Origin of the sequence: Micromonospora sp. WMMD980, assembly GCF_029626035.1 — a bacterium.
Taxonomy (GTDB): Bacteria; Actinomycetota; Actinomycetes; order Mycobacteriales; family Micromonosporaceae; genus Micromonospora.
In genome coordinates this window covers 6,010,281-6,030,755 of record NZ_JARUBE010000003.1, presented here as the reverse complement: position 1 = coordinate 6,030,755, position 20,475 = coordinate 6,010,281, and the positions used below count along the sequence as shown (strand labels likewise).

The following is a 20,475-nucleotide window of genomic DNA, read 5'->3' as shown; positions in this document are numbered from 1 at the left end:
GGTGTAAGGAGGGGCCCCCTGTTAACGCATTCTGTATAACAGGGGGCCCCTCCTAACCTCAGCGCAGCAGGAAGCGCGGCTCGGGGCCGTCCAGGTCCTCGATGTGCGGGAGGATCGGCGTACCCGGGTCTCGTTCCGCCGCCGCGCGGGCCACGCCCGCGAGGTCGCCGGCGGCGGCGATCTCGCCGAGCGTGACCATGGTCGGCGGCAGCATGGTCAGCTCGCCCGCCTCCGCCCGGGCCAGCGCGTCCGCCGGTCGCAGCCACAGCGTGTGGTCGGCCTCCCCGGAGACGTCGCGGGTCCGCTGCCCCTCGGGCAGCAGGGCGACGAAGAAGTACGTATCGAAGCGTCGCGGCTCGAACTCCGGCGTGATCCACCGGGTCCACGGCAACAGCAGGTCCGACCGGAGCGTGAGCCCACGCCCGGCCAGCAGGTCGGCGAAGCCGGTACGCCGGCCCACCAGATCCTGCCGGGCGGCCTCCCAGTCGTCGCCGCTCACGTCGCCGACCACGGTGTCGGCGTCCGGGCCGGCCAGCAGCACGCCCGCCTCCTCGAACACCTCGCGGGCGGCGGCGCAGACCACCGCCTGCGCGTCCGCCGGGTCGAGCCGGAACCGCTCCCCCCAGGCCGCCGGCTCCGGCCCGGCCCAGCCGAGGTGCGTCTGCGAGTCGGACCGGTCCACCCCGCCGCCGGGGAAGGCGTACATGCCGCCGAAGGTCATCGCCGCCACCCGCCGGATCAGATAGACCTCGAAGTCGTCGCCGGTCGGGCGGAGCAGCAGCACGGTGGCGGCGACCCGGGGCACGGCGGGCAAACCGCCCTCGGCCTGGAACCGGCGGGCGTGCTCCACCAGGGCAGGGTGTGCGGCGAAGCCGTCGATCGTCATGGCGCGAGCCTAGTTCCGGTACGGCGATCCGGCCGGACCGGATCCCGCCGCCCGACCGGACCCGGTTCGACCGTCTTTGGGGACCGCCAGCGGCGCCCGCGTCGACTCCGCCATGTCCTGCCAGCTCGCCCGGCCCCGCACCGCCCCGCCCGGCCCGGCCCCGCCCGGCCCCGCACCGCCCCGCCCGGCCCGGCCCCGCCCGGCCCCGCACCGCCCCGCTGGGCACGGAACGCCCGGCGACAAACCCCTCCTGTCACCCTGCGTGGCGGTGATCCGCGCCGCCAGGTCTCTCCCCCGTCACCTTTGCTCTGCAGCCATTGGCGCAGCAGCAACCAACGGTGACCGCTGCGTAGAGGGCTGCAGAGCAAAGGCAGCCGCGCGGTCGCGGGCTGTCGGCCGATGGCCGACCTTTATGTCCGGTGAGCGAGCGATGAGGTCGGAATCTGCGCTGGAGATCGCCCGAGGCGATGACTCTGCGCAACCTTTACGCTCCGTTGTCGCCGAATGGGGCGGCAGGGAGCCACGGAGAACCGGAGACGCGCGAACGTCTCGGCGGCCCCTCCGCCCGAGGCGTGGCGGCGCACGCCGGACCGCCGGCCGGGACGCGGTGGCGCAACGCCGGGCCGCCGGCCAGGACGCGGTGGCGCAACGCCGGGCCGCCGGCCAGGACGCGGTGGCGCAACGCCGGGCCGCCGGCCAGGACGCGGTGGCGCAACGCCGGGCCGCCGGCCAGGACGCGGTGGCGCAACGCCGGGCCGCCGGCCAGGACGCGGTGGCGCAACGCCGGGCCGCCGGCCAGGACGCGGTGGCGCAACGCCGGGCCGCCGGCCAGGACGCGGTGGCGTAACGCCGGGCCCCGGGCGGGCCCGACGCGCGTCCCGATCGTTGGATCATCCTGCGGGGGTGGACGCCGGGCGGGATAGCGTGCCGGCATGACGCGTTGGGGAATCCTGGCCACCGGACACATCGCCGCCGCCTTCGCCACCGACCTGCGGCTGGCGCCGGGCGCGGAACTGGTGGCGGTCGGGTCGCGTACCCGGGAGAGCGCCGAGGAGTTCGCGCGGCGGCACGACGTGCCCCGGGCGTATGCCTCCTGGGCCGAACTGGCCGCGGACCCGGACCTGGACGCGATCTACGTGGCGACGCCGCACGCCGCGCACCACGAGGCGGCGCTAACCTGCCTGGCCGGTGGCAAGGCGGTGCTGGTGGAGAAGCCCTGCACGCTCGACCTGCCGACCACCGTCGAACTGGTGGAGACGGCGCGCGCCCGCGGGCTCTTCCTCATGGAAGCCATGTGGATGCGGACGAACCCGCTGATCCTGCGGGTGCTGGAGCTGATCTCCGACGGCGCGATCGGTGAGGTCACCCACGTCCGGGCCGACTTCGGGGTGGCCGGGCCGTTCCCGCCCGAGCACCGGATGCGCAATCCCGCGTTGGGCGGCGGCGCGCTGCTCGACCTCGGCGTCTATCCGCTGAGCGTGGCCCACCTGGTGCTCGGCGCTCCGCAGCACGTGCAGGCGTGGGCGACGCTGAGCCCGGAGGGGGTGGACGAGAACACCGGCATCGTGCTCGGCTGGGACTCTGGCGCGGTGGCGACGCTGAGCTGTGGCATGGTCGGCGCCACCGCGATCACCGCGTCGATCACCGGCACCACCGGCCGGATCGAGCTGCCCGAGCCGTTCTTCCGGCCCGGGTCCGCGGTGCTGCACCGGCTCGGCGCCGAGCCGGAGACGATCCCGGCGGACCTGACCGGCGGCGGCTACCAGTACGAGGCGATCGAGGTGCAGCGCTGCCTGGCGGCCGGGCTCACCGAGAGCCCGCTGGTGCCGCACGCCGCCACGCTGGAGATCATGGCCCTGATCGACGACATCAAAGCCCGGATCGGCGTCTCCTACGCGGTGTGAGATGGGGCCCCTTCTCTACCGGAGGCGTTAAGAAGGGGCCCCTCCTTCTCCTAGAACAGGGGCCGGACCAGCAGGTACGCGAGGCAGGCGATGGCCGCCGCGGCCGGGAACGTGATGATCCAGGCGATCACGATGTTGCCGGCCACGTTCCAGCGGACCGCGGAGAGCCGCTTGGTCGCGCCCACCCCCATGATCGCCGAGGTGATCGTGTGAGTGGTGGAGATCGGCGCCTTGAGCACCAGCGCGTTGAAGTAGAGCACCGCGCTGGCCACGGTCTCGGCCGCGAAGCCCTCCGCCGGGCCGAGGTCGATGATCTTCCGGCCCAGGGTCCGGATGATCCGCCAGCCACCCGCGTACGTGCCGAGCGCCAGCATCGTCGCGGAGGTCCAGAACACCCAGCCGGGGATGTGCGTCTTGCTCCCCTGGAAACCGCCGGTGTAGAGCGCCAGCACGATGATGCCCATGGTCTTGGCGGCGTCCTGCATGCCGTGGCCGACCGACATGGCGGCGGCGGACACGGTCTGCGCCATCCGGAAGCCCCGGTTCAGCTTGCCCGGCTGCCCCTTCCGGAACAGCCACATGATCGCGAGCATCACCAGGAAACCGAGGATCAGGCCGACCACCGGGGAGAGCACCATCGGGATGATGACCTTCTCCAGGATGTTGCCCCACTGGACGATGCCGTCGGCGGCGAACAGGGTCGCGCCGACCAGGCCGCCGAACAGGGCGTGCGAGGAGGAGGAGGGCAGGCCGAAGTACCAGGTGATCAGGTTCCAGGCGATCGCGCCGAGCACCCCGGCGAAGACCACGCCGAGGCTCTCCACCCCGGTCGGAAGCGTGACCAGCCCGTCACCGACGGTCTTGGCGACCCCGGCGCCGAAGTGCGCGCCGACGAAGTTGCCGACGGCGGCCAGGGCGAGCGCGATCCGGGGCGTCAGCGCCCGGGTCGAGATGCTGGTGGCGATCGCGTTGGCCGCGTCATGGAAGCCGTTCGTGTAGTCGAACGCCATGGCGACCGCGATCACCGCCAGCACGGCGATGAGTTCGGGACTCACGGGATCAGGACTCCTTGACCGCGATGGTCTCGACGGTGTTGGCCACGTGCTCGAAGGCGTCGCAGGCGGCCTCCAGTTCGTCGGCCACCTCCTTCATCTTCAGCACGGTGAGCGCGTCGTACTCACCGGAGAAGAGGCGGACGAGCAGCATCCGGTACGCCTGGTCGCCGTCGTTCTCCAGCCGGTTGCACTCGATCCAGTAGTCCTCGAGGTCCTTCATCGACTTGAGCCGGGGCATCGCCTCGGCGGTGAGCTTGGCCTGCTGGTCGAGCACGTTGACCAGCTCGTGCAGCTCGCGCGGCAGCGACGGGAGCTTGGTCAGGCCGTACAGGTAGAGCAGGTTGCCGACCGCCTCCAGGTGGTCCATCACGTCGTCGAGCAGCGAGCCCAGCCGGTAGATGTCCTCCCGGTCGAACGGGGTGATGAAGGTGGAGTTGATCTTTTTGTAGAGGTCGTGGGTTATCTGGTCGCTGTCGTGCTCGACCTCGGTCAGCCGCTCGCTGATCGACTGCACGTCCGCGCCGGGCAGACCCAGCTCGTTGAGCAGGTCGGTCCCCTTCACCAGGTTCTGCGCGGCCCTGGTGAAGAGCTCGTAGAAGGCGCCCTCGGTGGGACGGAAGGAAAACTTCACAGCACGGACCTCGTCGTGTCGGTGGAAGGGTGGCCGTCGCCCCGGGGGGCACCTGCTCTGGGCATGCTAGGGACCCGGTGGAACCGGGCATCGACCGGCCCACCCCTGGTCAGGCCCGATTCACCGCTCGTTCACCTTCCGTTCACCTGACTACCGTGCGCCCTGGTCACGTAACCGGTCACGCTCCCGTTCTACGTCGAAATCGGCAGCCGGATACCCCAGATCCAAACCGTCGAACGTCTCCCGCAGCAGGTGGGCCACCGCCCAGTCGCGGAACCACTTGCGGTCCGCCGGCACCACGAACCAGGGCGCGGCGTCCGGGCCGCACCGCTCCATCGCCTCGGCGTACGCGGCCTGGTATTCGTCCCACCGGGCCCGGGTGTCCAGATCGCTGGGGTTGTACTTCCAGTACTTCGTCGGGTCGGTGAGCCGCTCCATCAGCCGCTCGCCCTGCTCGGCGTGGGAGATGTGCAGCATGACCTTCACCACGGTGACCGCGTGCTCGGCCAACTCCCGCTCGAAGTCGTTGATGATCTCGTACCGGGAGCGCCAGGTGGCCTCGTCGACCAGCCCCTCCACCCGGGCGATCAGCACGTCCTCGTAGTGCGAGCGGTTGAACACGCCCACGTAGCCGGGCGGTGGCAGCGCCCGCCGGATCCGCCACAGGAAGTCGTGCCGCAGCTCCTGCTTCGTCGGCGGGCCGAAGGAGCGGATGTGCAGCCCGAGCGGGTTCATCGCGCCGGCCACCCGCTTGACTGTGCCGTCCTTGCCGCCGCAGTCCATGGCCTGGAGCACCAGCAGCACCCGGCGCGGCCGGTCTCCCGCCAGGTTCGCGCCGGCCTGGGTGGGCGCGCTGGTGGCGCCGCCCGGGCCGGCGGCGACCTGCGCGGCGGCGTACAGCATCTCCTGCTGCCGGGCGAGTTCCGCGCCGATCAGCTCGACCTGGCCGCGGGCCCACTCCTTGCGCGCCGACCCGCGGCCGGCCGTCTTCGGCAGCCCCGGCATCGAGCGCGGGTCGATCGCCGCGAGGTCCACCGGCCCCGACCTCACCCGCAACAACTCCCGCATCGACCCGTCCTCGGGCCCCACCACGCCACTCATTCCCCGATCCTCACCCTTCAGACGCGATCATGCGTACGGCGTGCCCGGTACGTCCGCTTTACGAACCACCGGACGAGGAGGCGGGGCGGGAGAATAACGGGGTGGATGCGCTGGTGGAGGAGTTCGAGGCGGAGCGGGGGCACCTCCTGGCGGTGGCGCGCCGGATGCTCGGCAGCCGGAGCGAGGCCGAGGACGCCGTGCAGGAGACCTGGCTGCGGTGTGCCGGCGCGCTCGCCGACCCGGTCGAGCGCGCCCGCGTCCGGGACCTGCGCGGCTGGCTGACCACCACCTGCTCGCGGGTCTGCCTGGACGTGCTCCGCTCGGCGCGGGTGCGCCGCGAGGCGTATCCCGGTCAGTGGCTTCCGGAGCCGGTGGTGACCGGCGTGCCGGCGGCCGACGGGTTCGCCCCCGACCCGGCCGAACGGGCGGTCCGCGCCGACCAGGTCGGCACCGCCCTGCTGGTGGTGCTGAAGCGGCTGACGCCCGAGCAGCGGGTGGCGTTCGTGCTGCACGACGTGTTCGCCGTGCCGTTCGCCGACGTCGCCGGGGTGCTCGGCGGGACGCCCGAGGCGGCCCGGCAGCTCGCGTCCCGGGCCCGGCGGGCGGCGCGCGGGCCGGACGCACCCCGGCACAGCGCCGACCTGGCCGAGCAGCGACGCGTGCTCAGCGCCTTCGTCGCGGCGGTGGAGTCCGGCGAGCTGGACCAACTGGTCCGGGTGCTGGCCCCCGGCGCGGTGTCGATCGGCGACTCCGGCGGCCACTTCCCGGCGGCCCGCCGCCCGGTGGTCGGCGCCGAGGCCGCCGCGCGCCTGCTCCTGGGCCTGTTCGACCAGGCCCGCCGGCGGGGCGGCCTGCGCGCGCGGCCGGTGCTCGTCGACGGCGCGCTGGGCTGGCACGCCGAGCTGCCCTGGCGCGACGGACGGACGATGCGCATGGTCACCTCCTTCGCCGTGCACGAGGGGCGGGTCACCGGCGTGTTCAACCAGCTCAACCCGGAGAAGGTGGGCGGCCTGCCGCCACTGGGCCCGGACGCCGCCTGGCCGCCGCGCTGGTGAGCACGGCTCAGACCACCAGGGCCAACCACTTCCGGTACGAGGTGGCGAACGGCTCACTGCCGTCGCCGAGCGCCCCGAGCAGCCAGCGGGCCGCCGCCTCGGCCTCGGCGACCAGGTCGTCCGGATAGTTCCACCGGGCCCGGTGCTCGGCGAACTCGTCCTCGTCGCGCAGCTCGACGAGACCGGTCTCGCGGCGGCGCACCACGTCCAGGTCGAGGTCGACCAGGTGGACCGTCTCGCCGCCCTCCCAGCGGGCCGGGGTGGCGATGTCGCAGTAGACCTCGCTGGTGCGCGGCGGTGGGTTGAACATGCCGGTCCACCAGCCGTGCCGGGGCACCAGCAGGACGAACGGGATCTGCTCGACCGAGGGCCGTCCGTGGTAGACCGACTCGGTGCCGGCCGGCACTCCGAGCCAGACGCCGAGGTCGTCCTCGGCGAGCCGGCGGGCCGGGTAGTCGCGGTGGGCGCTGCCGTCGAACTTGCGGTAGATCACACGGACCACGTCGCTCGGCATGCCTGGCACCCTAACCGATTCCGGCCACGCCACGCGATCGGCAGGTAACCGGACGCGACCCGCCGGGCGCCACGCCGCCGGAGCGGCCGGACCGGCGTCGGTGCCGGCGGGTACGGTCGCACGGTGAGCCCGTCCCGCACCGCCTCCGGCATCGCCGTTCCGAAGAAGCGCCGGAGCGGTCGCCCGAGCGGTGGGGAGCTGCTGGCGGCCGCCGTGGGCGCGGTGCCGGGCGGCGCGACCCGCCCCGGCCAGCAGCAGATGGCCGAGGCGATCGAGCGGAGCATCGCCTCCGGCGAGCACCTACTGGTGCAGGCCGGCACCGGCACCGGCAAGTCACTTGCCTATCTGGCCCCGGCGCTGACCGTGGACGGCCCGGTGGTGGTCTCCACCGCCACCCTGGCCTTGCAGTCCCAACTCGTCGACCACGACCTGCCCCGGCTGGCCGACGCGGTCGAGCCGGTGCTGGGCCGCCGCCCCACCTTCGCCGTGCTCAAGGGCCGCCACCACTACCTGTGCCTGGCCCGGCTGGACAGCTCCGTCGAGGACGAGCCGGACGACACGCTCTTCGACGCGCCCGGCTCCGGCGGGGGCACGAAGTGGCTCGGCGAGGCGGGCCGGCTGGGCAAGCAGGTGCAACGGCTGCGCGACTGGGCGGAGGAGACCGCCACCGGCGACCGCGACGAGCTGGATCCGGGCGTCGACGACCAGGTCTGGCGGAGCGTCTCCATGCCGGCCCGGGAGTGCGTCGGCGCGTCCCGCTGCCCGTTCGGGCAGGAGTGCTTCGCGGAGGCGTCCCGGGCCCGCGCCCGCGAGGCCGACCTGGTGGTGACCAACCACAGCCTGCTCGCCGTGGACATGCTCGCCGGGCGACACATCGTGCCGCCGCACCGGCTGCTGGTGGTCGACGAGGCGCACGAGCTGGCCGACCGGGTCTCCTCGGCGGCCCAGGCCGAGCTGGTGCCCGAGCTGGTCGACAGGTCGACCCGGCGGGCCCGGCCGCTGCTCCGCCCCGACCTGGCCGACCGGCTCACCGAGGCCGGTGACGCGCTGGCCGTGGGGTTGGCCGAGACGCCGGCCGGCCGGCTCACCGCCGGCCTGCCGCCGGCGCTGCGCGAGGCGTGCACGCTGCTCGACTCGGCGACCCGTGCCGCGCTGGAGACGATCGGCGACGTGAAGGCCGACGACCCCGACCCGGTCCGCAAGCAGCAGGCCAAGGCCGTGCTGGACGAGCTGTCCACCACCGCCCAGCGGCTGCTGGAAGAGGGCGACCACGACGTGGCCTGGGTGGAGAAGCCGGAGAACGGCAGCCGCCGGGCGCTCGTGGTGGCACCGCTGTCGGTGGCCGGCACGCTCGCCACCCACCTCTACGACGAGCGCACCGTGGTCGCCACCTCGGCCACGCTGGCGCTGGGTGGGCGCTTCGACACGGTGGCCCGGGCACTCGGGCTGGAGGCGCCGCCGCCCGCCCCGCCGTCGCCGGCCGCCGCCGCGATGGCCACCGCCGCGGCCTCCGGTCGGGGCGTCGGCCCGGCTGCGGTGGCGAGCACCGAGGGCAGCCGGGCGGCGATCGGCACGGTCCCGGCAACCGAGGGCCCGGGGTGGCGGTCGCTCGACGTCGGCTCGCCGTTCGACTACGCCCGGCAGGGCATCCTCTACGTCGCCGCGCACCTGCCCCGCCCCAGCGTCTCCGGGCTGCCCACGGCGGCCGGCGAGGAGTTGCTGGCGCTGGTCGGCGCGCTCGGCGGGCGTACCCTCGGGCTCTTCTCGTCGCGGCGGGCCGCGCAGCAGGCGGCGGAGCTGCTCCGGGCGCGGACCGACCTGCCCGTGCTGCTCCAGGGCGAGGAGGCGCTGCCGCTGCTGGTGCGCCGGTTCCGGCAGGAGCGGGAGAGCTGCCTGTTCGGGGTGATGTCGCTCTGGCAGGGGGTGGACGTGCCGGGCGACGCCTGCCAGCTCGTGGTGATCGACCGGCTGCCGTTCCCCCGGCCCGACGAGCCGCTCGCCGCGGCCCGGGCGGCGGCGGTGGACGCCGGCGGCGGGTCCGGTTTCGCGGCGGTGAGCGTGCCGATCGCGGCGGTCCGGCTGGCGCAGGGCGTCGGCCGGCTGATCCGGGCCACCGGCGACCGGGGCGTGGTGGCGGTGCTCGACTCGCGGCTGGAGACGGCGCGCGGCTACGGCCCGTTCCTCCGTCGCTCGCTGCCCCCGTTCTGGTACACCACCCGCCCCGAGGTGGCCCGGGGCGCGCTGGAACGGCTGGCCAAGAGCTGACGCCCGCGTCGCCCCGGGCGGGGTGACGCGGGCGTCGGTGGATCGGGCGCGGGTCAGGGCGCCTGGGAGGCGACCACCACCGCGTCCGGCGGGGTGTCCGGCACGGTACGCGCGGCGAGCCGCCGGACCGCGGTGTTGAGCACCGCGATCAGCGGCACCGCGACCAGCGCGCCGGCGATACCGGCCAGCACCACGCCGGCGGCGATCCCGATGATCACGGCGAGCGGGTGGATGGCCACCGCCCGGCCCATGATCAGCGGCTGGAGCACGTGCCCCTCGACCTGCTGCACGCCGATCACCGCGCCCAGGATGATCAGGGCGGTCACCGGCCCGCTGTCGACCAGCGCCACCAGCACCGCCACCACGCCGGACAGGAACGCGCCGACGATCGGGATGAACGCGCCCAGGAAGACCAGCGCGGCCAGCGGGAACGCGAACGGGATGTGGAAGGCGACCAGGAAGATGCCGATGCCGACGGCGTCGATGAAGGCGACCAGCACGGTGGCCCGGACGTACGCGCCGAGCGTCGACCAGGAGGCGCGGCCGGCGTCGTCGACCTTCCAGCGCGCGGCGACCGGCAGCAGCCGGACCAGGAACCGCCAGATGTTGTTGCCGTCGCGGAGGAAGAAGAACGTCGCGAAGAGCACCAGGACGGTGCCGGTGAGCACCTCGGCGAGCGTGGCGGCGGTGCTGAGCGCGCCGCTGGTGAACCGCTCGGTGTTGCCGTTGATCCAGTTCTGCGCCTCGTCGATGTAGCGGTTGAGCTGGCTGTCGGAGAGGTGCAGCGGGCCGGTCTTGAGCCAGTCCTGGATCTGCCGCACGCCCTGGGAGGACTTGTCGCTCAGCTCCGGCACGCCCTGGATGAACTCGTTGACCACGAGCGTGAGCGTGCCGATCACCGCGGCGAGGCCGCCGACGAGCACCACGCCGGTGGCCAGCGAGCGGGGGAAGCGGGCCTTGAGCAGCCAGCCGACCGCCGGGGCGAGCAGCGCCGAGAGCAACAGGGCGACGGTCAACGGAATGATCACGATGCTGATCGTGCCGACGATCTTGAGCAGCGCCCAGGTGACGATCCCGATCACGATCAGCCGCCAGCACCACGCGGCGGCGATCCGCAGCGCGTGCGGTACCTCGGTGTCGTCGCGGCTCACCGTCGAGTTGTGCATCGCGGCCGGCGGCTCGGCGCCCACCACCATCGCCGCCGCCGGTGCCGCCGGACCGGGCGCGCCGGGCGACGCGACGCCGCCCGCCTCGCCGGGAGTCGGGTCGGGTTCGGACCGGCCGGCCGCGGCCGCCTCACGACCCGACTCGTACGCGCGGCGGAGCCGTCCGCGCATCCGCTCGAAGCGGCTCAAGCGCACCTCCCGCAAAGCTGGTCCACCCACGTCACAGGTGGAACAGGATACGTTCGACCGCCCCACCGTAGGGCGGTCCCGCCACACATTGCCCCGTCGCCGCGCGCGGCAACCACCACGGAACCGGCAGCGGGGCACGCGGTAGCGTCTTCGCGTGACCGCCGACCAGAGTCTCGACGCCGGGCTGCCCATCCGCCTGCTGCACGATCGCGTGCTGGTGCGTACCGAGGGCGGTGAGGGGGAACGCCGCTCCACCGCCGGCATCGTGATCCCGGCGACCGCGGCGGTCGGCAAGCGGCTGGCCTGGGCCGCCGCGGTCGGCGTCGGGCCGCACGTGCGCTCGATCGTCGCCGGGGACCGGGTGCTCTTCGACCCGGACGACCGTTCCGAGGTGGAGCTGCACGGCCGGGCGTACGTGCTGCTGCGCGAACGCGACGTCCACGCGGTGGCGGCGGAACGGGTGGACAGCACCGCGACCGGCTCGACCGGGCTCTACCTGTAACCCTCCGTTTGCGGCCCTTCGGGACGGGAAGCCCAGGCACCTCTGCGCGCCCTGGGGAGGGACCATGCCGGTAGTGATCAAGAAGATTCTCGCCTGGGGATTCCTCGCGTTCCTGATCTACTTCATGGCGTTCCGGCCGGACGGCGCGGCGCAGTTGTTCCGGGGCATCGGGGCCGCGCTGATGGCCATCGCCCAGGGGCTCGGCGACTTCCTCACCGGCCTGATGGCCTGACCGCTCAGCGGTGCGGGTGCCACGGGTGCGGGCCGTGACCGATCGGCGGGGGCGGCGGGGTCAGCACCACCGGGATCGGCACCACCGGTTCGTCCGGCGCCTCGACCGCGCGCTGCGAGCCGTCCGGGAAACGCAGGTGGTAGCGCTGCCCGTCCCAGACCCCGACCGGCGCCTGCGGGTCACGCCCGACGAAGAACGACCGGTACGCGGCGATCGAGTCCAACAGCTCCCGTTCCTCGCGCGCCGTCCGGTCCCGCTCGGCGGGCTTACGGTCCAGTCCCCGACGCATGCCGTCGCGCAGCAGCGCCAACCGGGTCGCGGCGAACTGATAGCCGCGCATCGCCTTCACCCCGCCGTCGCCGGCCACCCGGCGGGCCCAGGCGCGGGCCGCGTGCCGCCGGCCCAGGCTGCCCAGCGCCGCCACCTCGGGCGGGGTGAGCCAGCCGGCCCGGACATAGTCGGGGAGCGTGCGCTCGGTGAGCCGCCCCTCCCAGGCGCGCAGGCCGACGGCCAGCCCCACCATGCCGAAGAAGATCGGCACCATCACGCCGATGTAGCCGTAGAGCACGATCACCGGCTGCCCGGTGACCTGCGCCAGGGACGGGATCAGGTTCCAGGTGCCGTGCAGCATCATGGCCAGCAGCAGGCCGGCGAGCGGGGCGAGGATCCGCACTCGACGGTCGGCGGTGCGTGCGGCGACGCCCAGCCCGACGCCGGTCATCGAGGTGAACAGCGGGTGGGCGAAGCCGAACAGCAGGATCCGCACGATGAAGATCGCGATGACCTGCTGCGCGCCGGTCGCCGGCCCGTACTCCTCCACGCCGGTGCGGTAGCCGTAGCCGCCCAGGTAGAGGATGTTCTCGACCATGGCGAAGCCGACCGCGGAGAGCCCGCAGTAGACCAGGCCGTCGGTGACCCCGGAGAACTCCCGACGCCGGAAGATCAGCAGCAGGATCGGGCCGGCCGCCTTGGTCAGCTCCTCGATGAACGGCGCGACGAGCACCGCGGTCAGCGCGGCGGGCAGCCCCCAGTCCTTGAACAGCCGCGCGCCCGTCTCGTTGACCAGCAGCGAGATGGCGGTGGAGACGAACGCGCCCCACGCGAAGCAGAAGATCAGGTATTTCAGCGGCTCGGGCTCGTAGCGGTCGAGCCAGAGAAAGCAGGAGACCAGCACCGGCACCGGCAGGATCGCCGCGATCACGCCGACCAGCAGCGCCTCGGCGCCCAGGCTCTCGCCCAGCGTGAACACCATGAACAAGGCGCCGGCCGCGATCAGCAGCACCACCCCGGCCAGCGCCAGGAAACGACGCCAGCCGAGCCGGCGCAGCGGCATCCGCGGTGACGGCGCCCCCGGCGGCGGGACGGCGGGCGCGGACGGCGGCGGCAGTGCTCCGCCGGGCGGGGTGACGGCCATGCGGTCAGCGTAGTCACCCGCGCCCCACTGTTCCGGCCGCATCACGACGGCTATGCTCCGGAACAGGTCACGAGCGCCAGCGTCAAGCCCCGGCTTGCTGGCCGGCAACCCTCGTCAGTTCGCGGTGGGGTGCCCCGGGTGATGACCGGGCCCAGCGCCGCCACGCGTGCTGGGCAAGCGCGGACCCCTTCGGCGAGATCCGGGGGTCCCCGGTGGCCCGGGAGGCTCCGCCATGACCGTCACCCTCGTACCCGCCCTGCCCACGCTGCCCGTGCCGGCCCGGCCGGACCCGCTCGGCGTGCTCGGCGTACCCGGAGAGATCAACCTGGACCACGCCGCCAGCGCGCCGTGCGCGCGGGCCGCGGCCGACGCGGTGGCCGAGCTGCTGCCCTGGTACGCGAGCGTGCACCGCGGCGCGGGGGCGTTGTCGCGGCGCTGCACGCTCGCCTACGAGCGGGCCCGGCAGACCGTGGCGGACTTCCTCGGCGCCCGCCCCACCGATCACGTGATCTTCACCCGGAACACCACCGACGCGGTGCACCTGCTGGCGCGGGCGCTGCCCGCCGGCACCACAGTGGTCACCTTCGGCGGCGAGCACCATGCCAATCTGCTGCCCTGGCCGCGCGGCTCGGTGCGGCTGCCGGTGCCGGACAGCCCGGCCGGCGCGGTCCGGTCCCTGACCCTGGCGCTGGGCGAGCTGGCCCGCGACGCCCGGCCCGGCCTGCCGGTGCTGGCCGCGGTCACCGGGGCGAGCAACGTGACCGGCGAGTGCTGGCCGGTGACCGAGCTGGCCCGGGTGGCCCACCGGTACGGCGCGCGGATTCTGGTGGACGCCGCGCAGCTCGCCCCGCACGCGCCGGTCGACGTGGCCGCGTCGGATCTGGACTACGTGGCGCTCTCCGGCCACAAGCTGTACGCGCCGTTCGGCGCGGGCGTGCTGGTCGGGCGCGCGGACTGGCTGGACGCCGCCCCGCCGTACCTGCCCGGCGGCGGTGCCGCCGCCCACGTCGGCGCGGCCACCCACGACGTCCGGTGGGCCACCGGCCCGGGCCGGCACGAGGGCGGCACGCCGAACCTGCTCGGCGCGGTGGCGCTCGCGGCGGTCTGCGCGGCGTTCACCTCGGCAGACCGGGTCGCGCTGCACGCCCGGGAGCAGGGGTTGCTGACCCGGCTGCGCGCCGGCCTGGCCGCGCTGCCGGACGTGGTGGAGCTGCGCACGTTCGGCCCGGAGGCGCCCCGGGTGGGCATCGTCAGCTTCGTGGTCGCCGGCCGGGACTCCGCCGAGGTGGCCGCGCACCTGGCCCGGCACCGGATCGGCGTCCGGGACGGCCTGTTCTGCGCTCATCCGCTGACCCGCCGCCTGCTGGCCGAGGCCGCCGCCCGCTCCGACCGCACCGACCTGCCCCCCACCGCCCTGCGCGCGAGCATCGGCCTGGGCACCACCGCGCACGAGGTCGACACTCTCCTGACCGCCCTGGCCGCCCTCCCCGGTTGACCGCCGACGGTCAGCCGACCGGCGGGGCGCTGGGCGGTCGGGGCGCCTCGTCGGTCGGCTGGTCGTTGCCGTGGAACGCCTGGCGGACCAGGCGGTTCGCCTCCTCCTGCTCGATGCCGGAGGCCACCATCAGGTCGCTCGCGGCGGTCCGCACCTGGGCGATCACCACGCTGCCGGAGAAGCCCACCCCCTCGGCGTACGCCCGGCCGGCCTCGCTGACCGCGCGCAGCGTCCGCTCCCGGGCCTGCTGCGGCTCCTCCCCGACGGCGAACTCGTGCCGGAGCAGGCGTACCGACTCGGCGAGGTGGGCGATCGCGTCCGGCATCGGCTCGGGGATCGCCTCCTCGTCCTCGATCATCGTGACCGAGCGGCGGATCAGCGTGCCGCTGTTGCGCATCGCCCGGTCGATCGGCTCGGCCGCCTCGGCGTAGTGGGTCAGCTCGCTGCGCCGGTGCCAGCGGGCCGGCGAGATGGTGATGGTCTCCTTGGCGCCCTCGATCGCCTCGCTGAGCGCGGCCAACTCCTCCTTGTTCTCCCGGAGCCGGAACAGCGCCCGCTGGGCCGCGCCCCGGTCCCGGTTGCGTAGCGCCTCGGCGCAGATGTCGAGCTGCTCGGCGAGCAGGTCCAGCGCCGGCCGGGCGGCCCGGTTGATCACCCGGAGCGGGTTGAGCGGTAGCAGGACGGCGGTGACCACGAGCGCGATGCTGCCGCCGACGAAGGCGTCCACGAAGCGCGGGAACTCCAGGTTCTGGGTGGACGGGCTGAGCGTCACGATCAGCACCGCGGTCGCCGCCGCCTGGATCACGATGGCCACGCTCGCCCCGGCGAAGATGGTCAGCAGGATCGCCGAGGTCACCACCAGCGCGAGCTGCCAGGCTCCGGTGCCGAGGAAGTAGATCAGCACGTCGCCGACGAGCACACCGACCGCCACCCCGATGATCAGCTCGACGGTGCGCCGGAACCGTTGACCGACCGAGGCGGCGAGCGTGCCCACCGCGGAGATCGGCGCGAAGACCGGCTGCGGGTTGTTCAGCAGCCGGTGCGAGACCAGGTACGCCAGGCCGGCCGCGAGCCCCGCCTGCAACGCCAGGCCGAACGCGGTGCGGACCCGGTGCAGCCGGTCGTGCAGGGTGGCCCTGCCCTTGTCCCGCAGCTCGTCCACGGCGGCGGCGATCCGTGGCCCGTCCAGGTCGGCCAGCCCCTCGCGGGACGTCATCCGGCGCAGGAGCGGCGGTCGTCGGTCCTGGGCCATGGCGGGTACTACCCGTCCCGCCCCGGGTGAATCCTCGCCCCGCCCCCCGGATCGGGCAGACTGCACCGGATGGACGAGCTGACGGCACGGTGGCTGCGGACGGTGCGGGCGGCCGATGCCGCCGACCCGGCCGGCGTGCGGCGGGCCGGGGACCGGCTGCTGGCCGGCTGGCGGGAGCCGCACCGGCACCACCACACGGTGGACCACCTGCGCACGGTGCTCGACGTCGTCGACGCGTACGCCGACCGGGCCCACCGCCCCGACCTGGTCCGGCTCGCGGCGTGGTGCCACGACGCGGTCTACGACCCGCGCGCGGGCGGCGACGCCAACGAACGGGCCAGCGCCGACCTGGCCGGGGCGCTGCTCACCGCCGCCGGGCTGCCGGCCGCCGCGGTCGACGAGGTACGCCGGCTGGTGCTGCTCACCGCCGGCCACGCGGTCGCGCCCGGCGACCCGGACGGCGCGCTGCTCTGCGACGCCGACCTGGCCGTGCTGGGGACCGAACCGGCCGGCTACGACCGGTACGCCACGGCGATCCGCCGCGAGTACGCGCACGTCGCCGAGGCGGACTTCCGCGCCGGCCGGGCCGCGGTGCTGCGGCACCTGCTCGACCTGCCGGCGCTCTACCGGCTAGCCGAGCCGCACGCCCGCTGGGAGGACCGCGCCCGCGCCAACCTGGGCCGGGAGCTGCGCGCCCTCGGCTGAGGCGCGGTGCTTCGGGCGGCGCAGGCCGGCGACGTGCAGCCGGCGGACGATCTCCCGGGACGGGACCACCGCGGCGCCCAGCCAGACCGCCACCGGGAACCGCTCGGCGGGCAGGTCGTAGTGGTCCCGGTCGAAACCGCGCCGGGGCACCCCGAGCAGCTCGGCGAAGACGTGCAGCTCCGCGTACGAGACGTCGCTGATCAGGTGCGACCAGAGCCGGCCGCGCCAGGGCACCGTCGGCGGGTCCAGGTAGAGCATGGCAACCGACGGTACGCGTAGCCTTCCCGGCATGGCCGCCCATCCCCTCCTCGACGACCTGCGGTCCGCGCTCGGCGGGTCCGCCGTGCTGACCGACCCGGACCTGCTGGCCGGTCACGAGCGCGACGAGGCGGACCTGTGCGCCTCGGGCACCCCGCTGGTGGTGGTGCGCCCCCGCGACACCGCCCAGGTGGTGGCCGCCGTGCGCGCGGCCGGCCGGCACGGCGTACCGGTGGTGCCGCAGGGTGCGCGGACCGGGCTGGCCGGCGCGGCGAACGCGGTGGCCGGCGCGCTGGTGCTGAGCACCGTGGCGATGGACCGGATCGTGGAGGTCGACCCGGTCGGCCGGATCGCCGTGGTGCAGCCCGGCGTGGTCAACGCGGCGCTGGCTCAGGCGGTGCGGGCGCGGGGGCTCTGGTATCCGCCGGACCCCGGTTCCTGGGAGTCGTCCACGATCGGCGGCAACGTGGCCACCAACGCCGGCGGCATGTGCTGCGTGAAATACGGCGTGACCAGCGAGTACGTGCTCGGCTTGGAGGTGGTGCTCGCCTCCGGCGAGGTGCTGCGCACCGGCCGGCGCACCGCCAAGGGCGTCGCCGGGTACGACCTGACCCGGCTCTTCGTCGGCTCGGAGGGCACGCTCGGGGTGATCACCGAGGTGACCGTGGCGCTGCGTCCGGCGCCCGAGGCGTCGCTGACCCTGGTCGCGGTCTTCCCCACCACGGCGGCGGCCGGCGGCGCGGTCGCCGGGATCGCCGAGCGGGGCCTCACCCCGAGCCTGCTGGAGCTGCTGGACCGGACGCACCTGCGGGCCATCGAGGACCACCGGCCGATGGGGTTGCGCACCGACGCGGAGGCGCTGCTGCTGGCGGCGGCGGACACCGGCGAGCGGGCGGGCGCCGACCTGGCCCGGCTCGCCGAGGTGTGCACCGCGGCCGGCGCGGACGAGGTCTGGACCGCCACCGACGCGACCGAGGCCGCGGCGCTGCTCCAGGCCCGGCGGCTGGCCCACCCGGCGATGGAGCGGTTCGCCGCCGAGACCTTCCCGGGCGGCAACGGCGGCCTGGTCATCGACGACGTGGCGGTGCCGCGCGGCCGGCTCGCGGAGCTGCTGGACGGGGTGGCCCGGATCGCCGAGGCGTGCGACGTGCCGATCGGCGTGGTCGGGCACGCCGGCGACGGCAACATGCACCCGAACATCGTGGTCGACCGGGCCGACCCGGCGAGCCTGGAGCGAGGCCGGCGGGCCTTCGACGAGATCATGCGGCTCGGCCTGGAACTCGGCGGCACCTGCACCGGCGAGCACGGCGTCGGGCTGCTCAAGCGGGACTGGCTGGCGCGGGAGATCGGCCCGGTGGGCGTGCGTGTGCACCAGGCGATCAAGGCCGCGCTGGACCCGGCGGGGCTGCTCAACCCCGGCAAGGTGATCTGAGTCAGCCCTTGTCCTCGGCCGGGGTGGCCTGGGTGAGCAGCAGCAGCACGTCGTAGGCCACCGGAGGCGCCGGCTCGCCCGGGCAGTCCTGGATGGTGATGGTCAGCTCCGGCGGGACGAGCAACGACGAGGTCAGCGCGCCGATGCAGAGCTGCCGGTAGCGCCGGGCCTCGTCGGTCTCCCGCACCAGCGCCGGGTCGGCGAGCATCCGCTGCAACCGCGCGGTCTGCTCGGGGTTGAGCGCGCCTGTCGCGTCGACGCCGTCGCCGGCGCAGTCACGGCACTGCCACCGCCCGGCCGGGTCGACGTCGAGCGTGCGGACCTTGCCGTCCGCGCCGAGCCGTTGCAGCAGGGTCACCCGCTTCCCGGCCGGCGTCGGGGTGGCCGAGCCCTGCGCACCGGGAGTCGTGGCGCTCTCGGCCCGGCCGACGAGCGAGCAGCCGGTCAGCGCGGTTGCCAGCAGGACGGCGGTGGACAGTGCGGCGACCCGCGTCGAGGATGGACGAACCACGCGGGAAACCTACACTTCCGTAGGTTGCGCGCACTACCCACCGAGCGGTCGGTAGGGGCTTCCGCTTCCTCAGCGGGGCGAACTCGGCAGCTCGGTGCCCCGGTCGGCGGCGAAGCCACGCACGTCGGGCGCGCCGAGCCGCGCCGCGTCGGCCGCGATGTCGTCCGGCATGAGCTGCGACTCCCGCTCGGCCTCCACCCGCGCCCGGTAGTGGGCCACCTCGCGGGCCCGGGTCGCCGCGTCCCAGCCGAGCACCGCGCCCATCAGCTCCGCGGCGTGCTCCGCCGACTCCAGGCCGCGGTGGCTGGTCTCGATGGAGATCCGGGTACGCCGGGTCAGCACGTCCTCCACGTGCAACGCGCCCTCGGCCCGGGCCGCGTACGTCACCTCGGCGGCCAGGTATTCCGGCGCGCCGGCCAGCGGCGAGCCGAGCAGCGGATCGGCGTCGACGAGCGCGAGCACGTCGAGGGTGAGGTTGCCGTAGCGCTCCAGCAGGTGCTCCACCACGCCGACCGGCACCCCGTGCCGGCGGGCCAGGTCGGCCCGGTCGCGCCACAGCGCGGCGTATCCGTCGGCACCGAGCAGCGGCAGGTCGGCGGTGCGCGACGGGCGGGCCCGGCCGAGCCGGTGCGCCGCGTGGTCGACCACGTCGGCGGCCATCACCCGGTAGGTGGTGTATTTCCCGCCGGCCACCAGCAGCAGGCCGAGCATCGGCTCGACCACTGCGTGCTCGCGGGAGAGCTTGGAGGTGGAGTCCGCCTCGCCGGACAGCAGCGGGCGCAGCCCGGCGTAGACGCCCTCGATGTCGGCGGTGGTCAACGGCCGGTCCAGCACGGTGTTGACCTGCTCCAGCAGGTAGTCGATGTCGCGCGCGGTGGCGGCCGGGTGGGACCGGTCGAGCTGCCAGTCGGTGTCGGTGGTGCCGATGATCCAGTGCCCGCCCCACGGGATGACGAAGAGGACACTCGTCGCGGTGCGCAGGATCAGGCCGGTCTCGCCGACGATCGCCGACCGGGGCACCACCAGGTGCACCCCCTTCGAGGCCCGGACCCGCAGGCCGGGGCGCAGCCCGACGTCGTTGAGCATGCGCGACATGTCGTCGCTCCACACCCCGGTGGCGGCGATCACGGTGCGGGCGCGGACCTCGAACTCGGCGTCCGGCGAGCCGGCCGGCGCCTCCAGGTCACGCACCCGGACGCCGGTCACCTCGCGGGCCTGCCGGACCAGCCCGACCGCCCGGGCGCTGTTGACCACCGTCGCGCCGAGGCTGGCCGCGGTGCGGGCCAGCGTCACCACCAGCCGGGCGTCGTCGACCTGGCCGTCGTAGTAGCGGATGGCGCCGGCCAGCGTGTCGGGTCGCAGGCTCGGGAAGATCCGGCGGGCGCCCTCGCGGGTCAGGTGCCGGTGCAGCGGCATGCCGCGCCCGCCGCCGAACACCCCGGCGAAGACGTCGTACGCGGCCACACCGAGGCCGTAGTAGGAGCGGCGGAGGAACCGGCGGGGCAGGTCGCGCACGCCGCCCTCGGTCGGCAGCGGCACCAGGATCGGCACCGGGCGGACCAGGTGCGGGGCGAGTCGGGTGGCGAGCAGCCCGCGTTCGGTGAGGGCCTCGTGGACCAGGTGGAACTCCAACTGCTCCAGGTAGCGCAGGCCACCGTGGATCAGCTTGCTGGACCGGCTGGACGTGCCGGCGGCGTAGTCGCGCGCCTCCACCAGGGCGACCTTCAGCCCTCGGGAGGCGGCGTCGAGGGCGGCGCCCGCCCCGGTCACCCCGCCTCCGATGATCAGCACATCGAACCGCTCGGCGCGGAGCCGGCGCAGGTCGTCGGCGCGGCGCTGGGCGGAGAGCCGGCCGGCCTCGGATCGGGACACGTTGGGGTCGCGCACCAGTCCACGGTAGCCGTCCCG

20 protein-coding genes and 1 riboswitch are annotated in these 20,475 nt (G+C 74.5%); of the genes, 9 read left to right on the top strand and 11 right to left on the bottom strand.

Going from position 1 to position 20,475, the window contains the following annotated elements; genetic code table 11:
• Positions 1-58 precede the first annotated feature (58 nt).
• Positions 59-886 (bottom strand): NUDIX domain-containing protein, encoded by an 828-nt coding sequence (locus tag O7618_RS28465; RefSeq protein WP_278109210.1) that lies wholly within the window; start codon positions 884-886, stop codon positions 59-61.
• Between the two features lie 607 nt (positions 887-1,493).
• Here O7618_RS28465 and O7618_RS28460 point away from each other — a divergent pair.
• Both O7618_RS28460 and O7618_RS28455 read left to right on the top strand, forming a co-directional pair.
• On the top strand, positions 1,494-1,733 hold the full coding sequence (locus tag O7618_RS28460) for a hypothetical protein (protein WP_278109209.1): 240 nt from the start codon (positions 1,494-1,496) through the stop codon (positions 1,731-1,733).
• Positions 1,734-1,818: 85 nt separating this feature from the next.
• Positions 1,819-2,790, top strand: coding sequence for a Gfo/Idh/MocA family oxidoreductase (locus O7618_RS28455; protein ID WP_278109208.1), 972 nt, complete (start codon positions 1,819-1,821; stop codon positions 2,788-2,790).
• A 50-nt stretch (positions 2,791-2,840) separates the two neighbouring features.
• Here O7618_RS28455 and O7618_RS28450 read toward each other — a convergent pair whose 3' ends face one another.
• The 3 genes from O7618_RS28450 to O7618_RS28440 form a co-directional block, all read right to left on the bottom strand.
• A complete protein-coding gene (locus O7618_RS28450; RefSeq protein ID WP_278109207.1) occupies positions 2,841-3,845 on the bottom strand; it encodes an inorganic phosphate transporter in 1,005 nt (334 codons plus the stop codon).
• A 4-nt stretch (positions 3,846-3,849) separates the two neighbouring features.
• On the bottom strand, positions 3,850-4,476 hold the full coding sequence (locus tag O7618_RS28445; protein WP_089157475.1) for a DUF47 family protein: 627 nt from the start codon (positions 4,474-4,476) through the stop codon (positions 3,850-3,852).
• 150 nt (positions 4,477-4,626) lie between these two features.
• Positions 4,627-5,577, bottom strand: coding sequence for a PPK2 family polyphosphate kinase (locus tag O7618_RS28440; RefSeq protein WP_278109206.1), 951 nt, complete (start codon positions 5,575-5,577; stop codon positions 4,627-4,629).
• Between the two features lie 101 nt (positions 5,578-5,678).
• Here O7618_RS28440 and sigJ point away from each other — a divergent pair, with 101 nt between their 5' ends.
• Positions 5,679-6,632, top strand: coding sequence for an RNA polymerase sigma factor SigJ (gene sigJ, locus O7618_RS28435; protein WP_278109205.1), 954 nt, complete (start codon positions 5,679-5,681; stop codon positions 6,630-6,632).
• 7 nt (positions 6,633-6,639) lie between these two features.
• On the opposite strand, the gene O7618_RS28430 is transcribed toward sigJ, so the two are convergent.
• A complete protein-coding gene (locus O7618_RS28430; RefSeq protein ID WP_278109204.1) occupies positions 6,640-7,146 on the bottom strand; it encodes a DUF402 domain-containing protein in 507 nt (168 codons plus the stop codon).
• A gap of 123 nt (positions 7,147-7,269) precedes the next feature.
• Here O7618_RS28430 and O7618_RS28425 point away from each other — a divergent pair, with 123 nt between their 5' ends.
• A complete protein-coding gene (locus tag O7618_RS28425; RefSeq protein ID WP_278109203.1) occupies positions 7,270-9,411 on the top strand; it encodes an ATP-dependent DNA helicase in 2,142 nt (713 codons plus the stop codon).
• 53 nt (positions 9,412-9,464) lie between these two features.
• On the opposite strand, the gene O7618_RS28420 is transcribed toward O7618_RS28425, so the two are convergent.
• A complete protein-coding gene (locus O7618_RS28420; protein ID WP_347405431.1) occupies positions 9,465-10,748 on the bottom strand; it encodes an AI-2E family transporter in 1,284 nt (427 codons plus the stop codon).
• 172 nt (positions 10,749-10,920) lie between these two features.
• Here O7618_RS28420 and O7618_RS28415 point away from each other — a divergent pair, with 172 nt between their 5' ends.
• Together O7618_RS28415 and O7618_RS28410 are read left to right on the top strand one after the other, a co-directional pair.
• A complete protein-coding gene (locus tag O7618_RS28415; RefSeq protein WP_278109201.1) occupies positions 10,921-11,268 on the top strand; it encodes a co-chaperone GroES in 348 nt (115 codons plus the stop codon).
• A gap of 64 nt (positions 11,269-11,332) precedes the next feature.
• The gene (locus O7618_RS28410) at positions 11,333-11,500 is read left to right on the top strand and encodes a hypothetical protein (RefSeq protein ID WP_278109200.1); all 168 of its coding nucleotides are present in this window, start codon (positions 11,333-11,335) and stop codon (positions 11,498-11,500) included.
• A 4-nt stretch (positions 11,501-11,504) separates the two neighbouring features.
• Here the strand turns inward: O7618_RS28410 and O7618_RS28405 are convergent, their stop codons facing one another.
• A complete protein-coding gene (locus tag O7618_RS28405) occupies positions 11,505-12,956 on the bottom strand; it encodes a PrsW family intramembrane metalloprotease (RefSeq protein ID WP_278110184.1) in 1,452 nt (483 codons plus the stop codon).
• A gap of 23 nt (positions 12,957-12,979) precedes the next feature.
• A riboswitch (SAM riboswitch) is annotated at positions 12,980-13,100 on the top strand.
• Between the two features lie 46 nt (positions 13,101-13,146).
• Here O7618_RS28405 and O7618_RS28400 point away from each other — a divergent pair.
• Positions 13,147-14,409 (top strand): aminotransferase class V-fold PLP-dependent enzyme, encoded by a 1,263-nt coding sequence (locus O7618_RS28400; RefSeq protein ID WP_278109199.1) that lies wholly within the window; start codon positions 13,147-13,149, stop codon positions 14,407-14,409.
• Between the two features lie 10 nt (positions 14,410-14,419).
• On the opposite strand, the gene O7618_RS28395 is transcribed toward O7618_RS28400, so the two are convergent.
• Positions 14,420-15,625, bottom strand: coding sequence for an FUSC family protein (locus tag O7618_RS28395; protein WP_278109198.1), 1,206 nt, complete (start codon positions 15,623-15,625; stop codon positions 14,420-14,422).
• Between the two features lie 105 nt (positions 15,626-15,730).
• Here O7618_RS28395 and O7618_RS28390 point away from each other — a divergent pair, with 105 nt between their 5' ends.
• Positions 15,731-16,366: a metal-dependent phosphohydrolase gene (locus O7618_RS28390; RefSeq protein WP_278109197.1), complete on the top strand. Its 636-nt coding sequence runs from the start codon at positions 15,731-15,733 to the stop codon at positions 16,364-16,366.
• Here O7618_RS28390 and O7618_RS28385 read toward each other — a convergent pair.
• Entirely contained in the window at positions 16,292-16,624 is a 333-nt protein-coding gene (locus tag O7618_RS28385; RefSeq protein ID WP_278109196.1) for a DUF4031 domain-containing protein, read from the bottom strand. The genes O7618_RS28390 and O7618_RS28385 overlap by 75 nt on opposite strands.
• A 31-nt stretch (positions 16,625-16,655) precedes the next feature.
• Here O7618_RS28385 and O7618_RS28380 point away from each other — a divergent pair, with 31 nt between their 5' ends.
• A complete protein-coding gene (locus O7618_RS28380) occupies positions 16,656-18,056 on the top strand; it encodes an FAD-linked oxidase C-terminal domain-containing protein (protein WP_278109195.1) in 1,401 nt (466 codons plus the stop codon).
• A gap of 1 nt (position 18,057) precedes the next feature.
• On the opposite strand, the gene O7618_RS28375 is transcribed toward O7618_RS28380, so the two are convergent.
• Positions 18,058-18,567, bottom strand: a complete 510-nt coding sequence (locus tag O7618_RS28375; RefSeq protein ID WP_278109194.1) for a hypothetical protein — start codon at positions 18,565-18,567, stop codon at positions 18,058-18,060.
• Positions 18,568-18,636: 69 nt separating this feature from the next.
• Positions 18,637-20,439 (bottom strand): glycerol-3-phosphate dehydrogenase/oxidase, encoded by a 1,803-nt coding sequence (locus tag O7618_RS28370; protein WP_278110183.1) that lies wholly within the window; start codon positions 20,437-20,439, stop codon positions 18,637-18,639.
• Positions 20,440-20,475: the final 36 nt, after the last annotated feature.

Excerpts from the sequence above, each read along its gene's own strand:
- O7618_RS28465 (WP_278109210.1), bottom strand. The coding sequence starts at position 886 with ATGACGATCGACGGCTTCGCCGCACACCCTGCCCTGGTGGAGCACGCC.
- O7618_RS28455 (WP_278109208.1), top strand. The coding sequence starts at position 1,819 with ATGACGCGTTGGGGAATCCTGGCCACCGGACACATCGCCGCCGCCTTC.
- O7618_RS28440 (WP_278109206.1), bottom strand. The coding sequence starts at position 5,577 with ATGAGTGGCGTGGTGGGGCCCGAGGACGGGTCGATGCGGGAGTTGTTG.
- O7618_RS28430 (WP_278109204.1), bottom strand. The coding sequence starts at position 7,146 with ATGCCGAGCGACGTGGTCCGTGTGATCTACCGCAAGTTCGACGGCAGC.
- O7618_RS28420 (WP_347405431.1), bottom strand. The coding sequence starts at position 10,748 with ATGCGCGGACGGCTCCGCCGCGCGTACGAGTCGGGTCGTGAGGCGGCC.
- O7618_RS28410 (WP_278109200.1), top strand. The coding sequence starts at position 11,333 with ATGCCGGTAGTGATCAAGAAGATTCTCGCCTGGGGATTCCTCGCGTTC.
- O7618_RS28405 (WP_278110184.1), bottom strand. The coding sequence starts at position 12,956 with ATGCGGCCGGAACAGTGGGGCGCGGGTGACTACGCTGACCGCATGGCC.
- O7618_RS28400 (WP_278109199.1), top strand. The coding sequence starts at position 13,147 with ATGACCGTCACCCTCGTACCCGCCCTGCCCACGCTGCCCGTGCCGGCC.
- O7618_RS28395 (WP_278109198.1), bottom strand. The coding sequence starts at position 15,625 with ATGACGTCCCGCGAGGGGCTGGCCGACCTGGACGGGCCACGGATCGCC.
- O7618_RS28390 (WP_278109197.1), top strand. The coding sequence starts at position 15,731 with ATGGACGAGCTGACGGCACGGTGGCTGCGGACGGTGCGGGCGGCCGAT.
- O7618_RS28385 (WP_278109196.1), bottom strand. The coding sequence starts at position 16,624 with ATGCTCTACCTGGACCCGCCGACGGTGCCCTGGCGCGGCCGGCTCTGG.
- O7618_RS28380 (WP_278109195.1), top strand. The coding sequence starts at position 16,656 with ATGGCCGCCCATCCCCTCCTCGACGACCTGCGGTCCGCGCTCGGCGGG.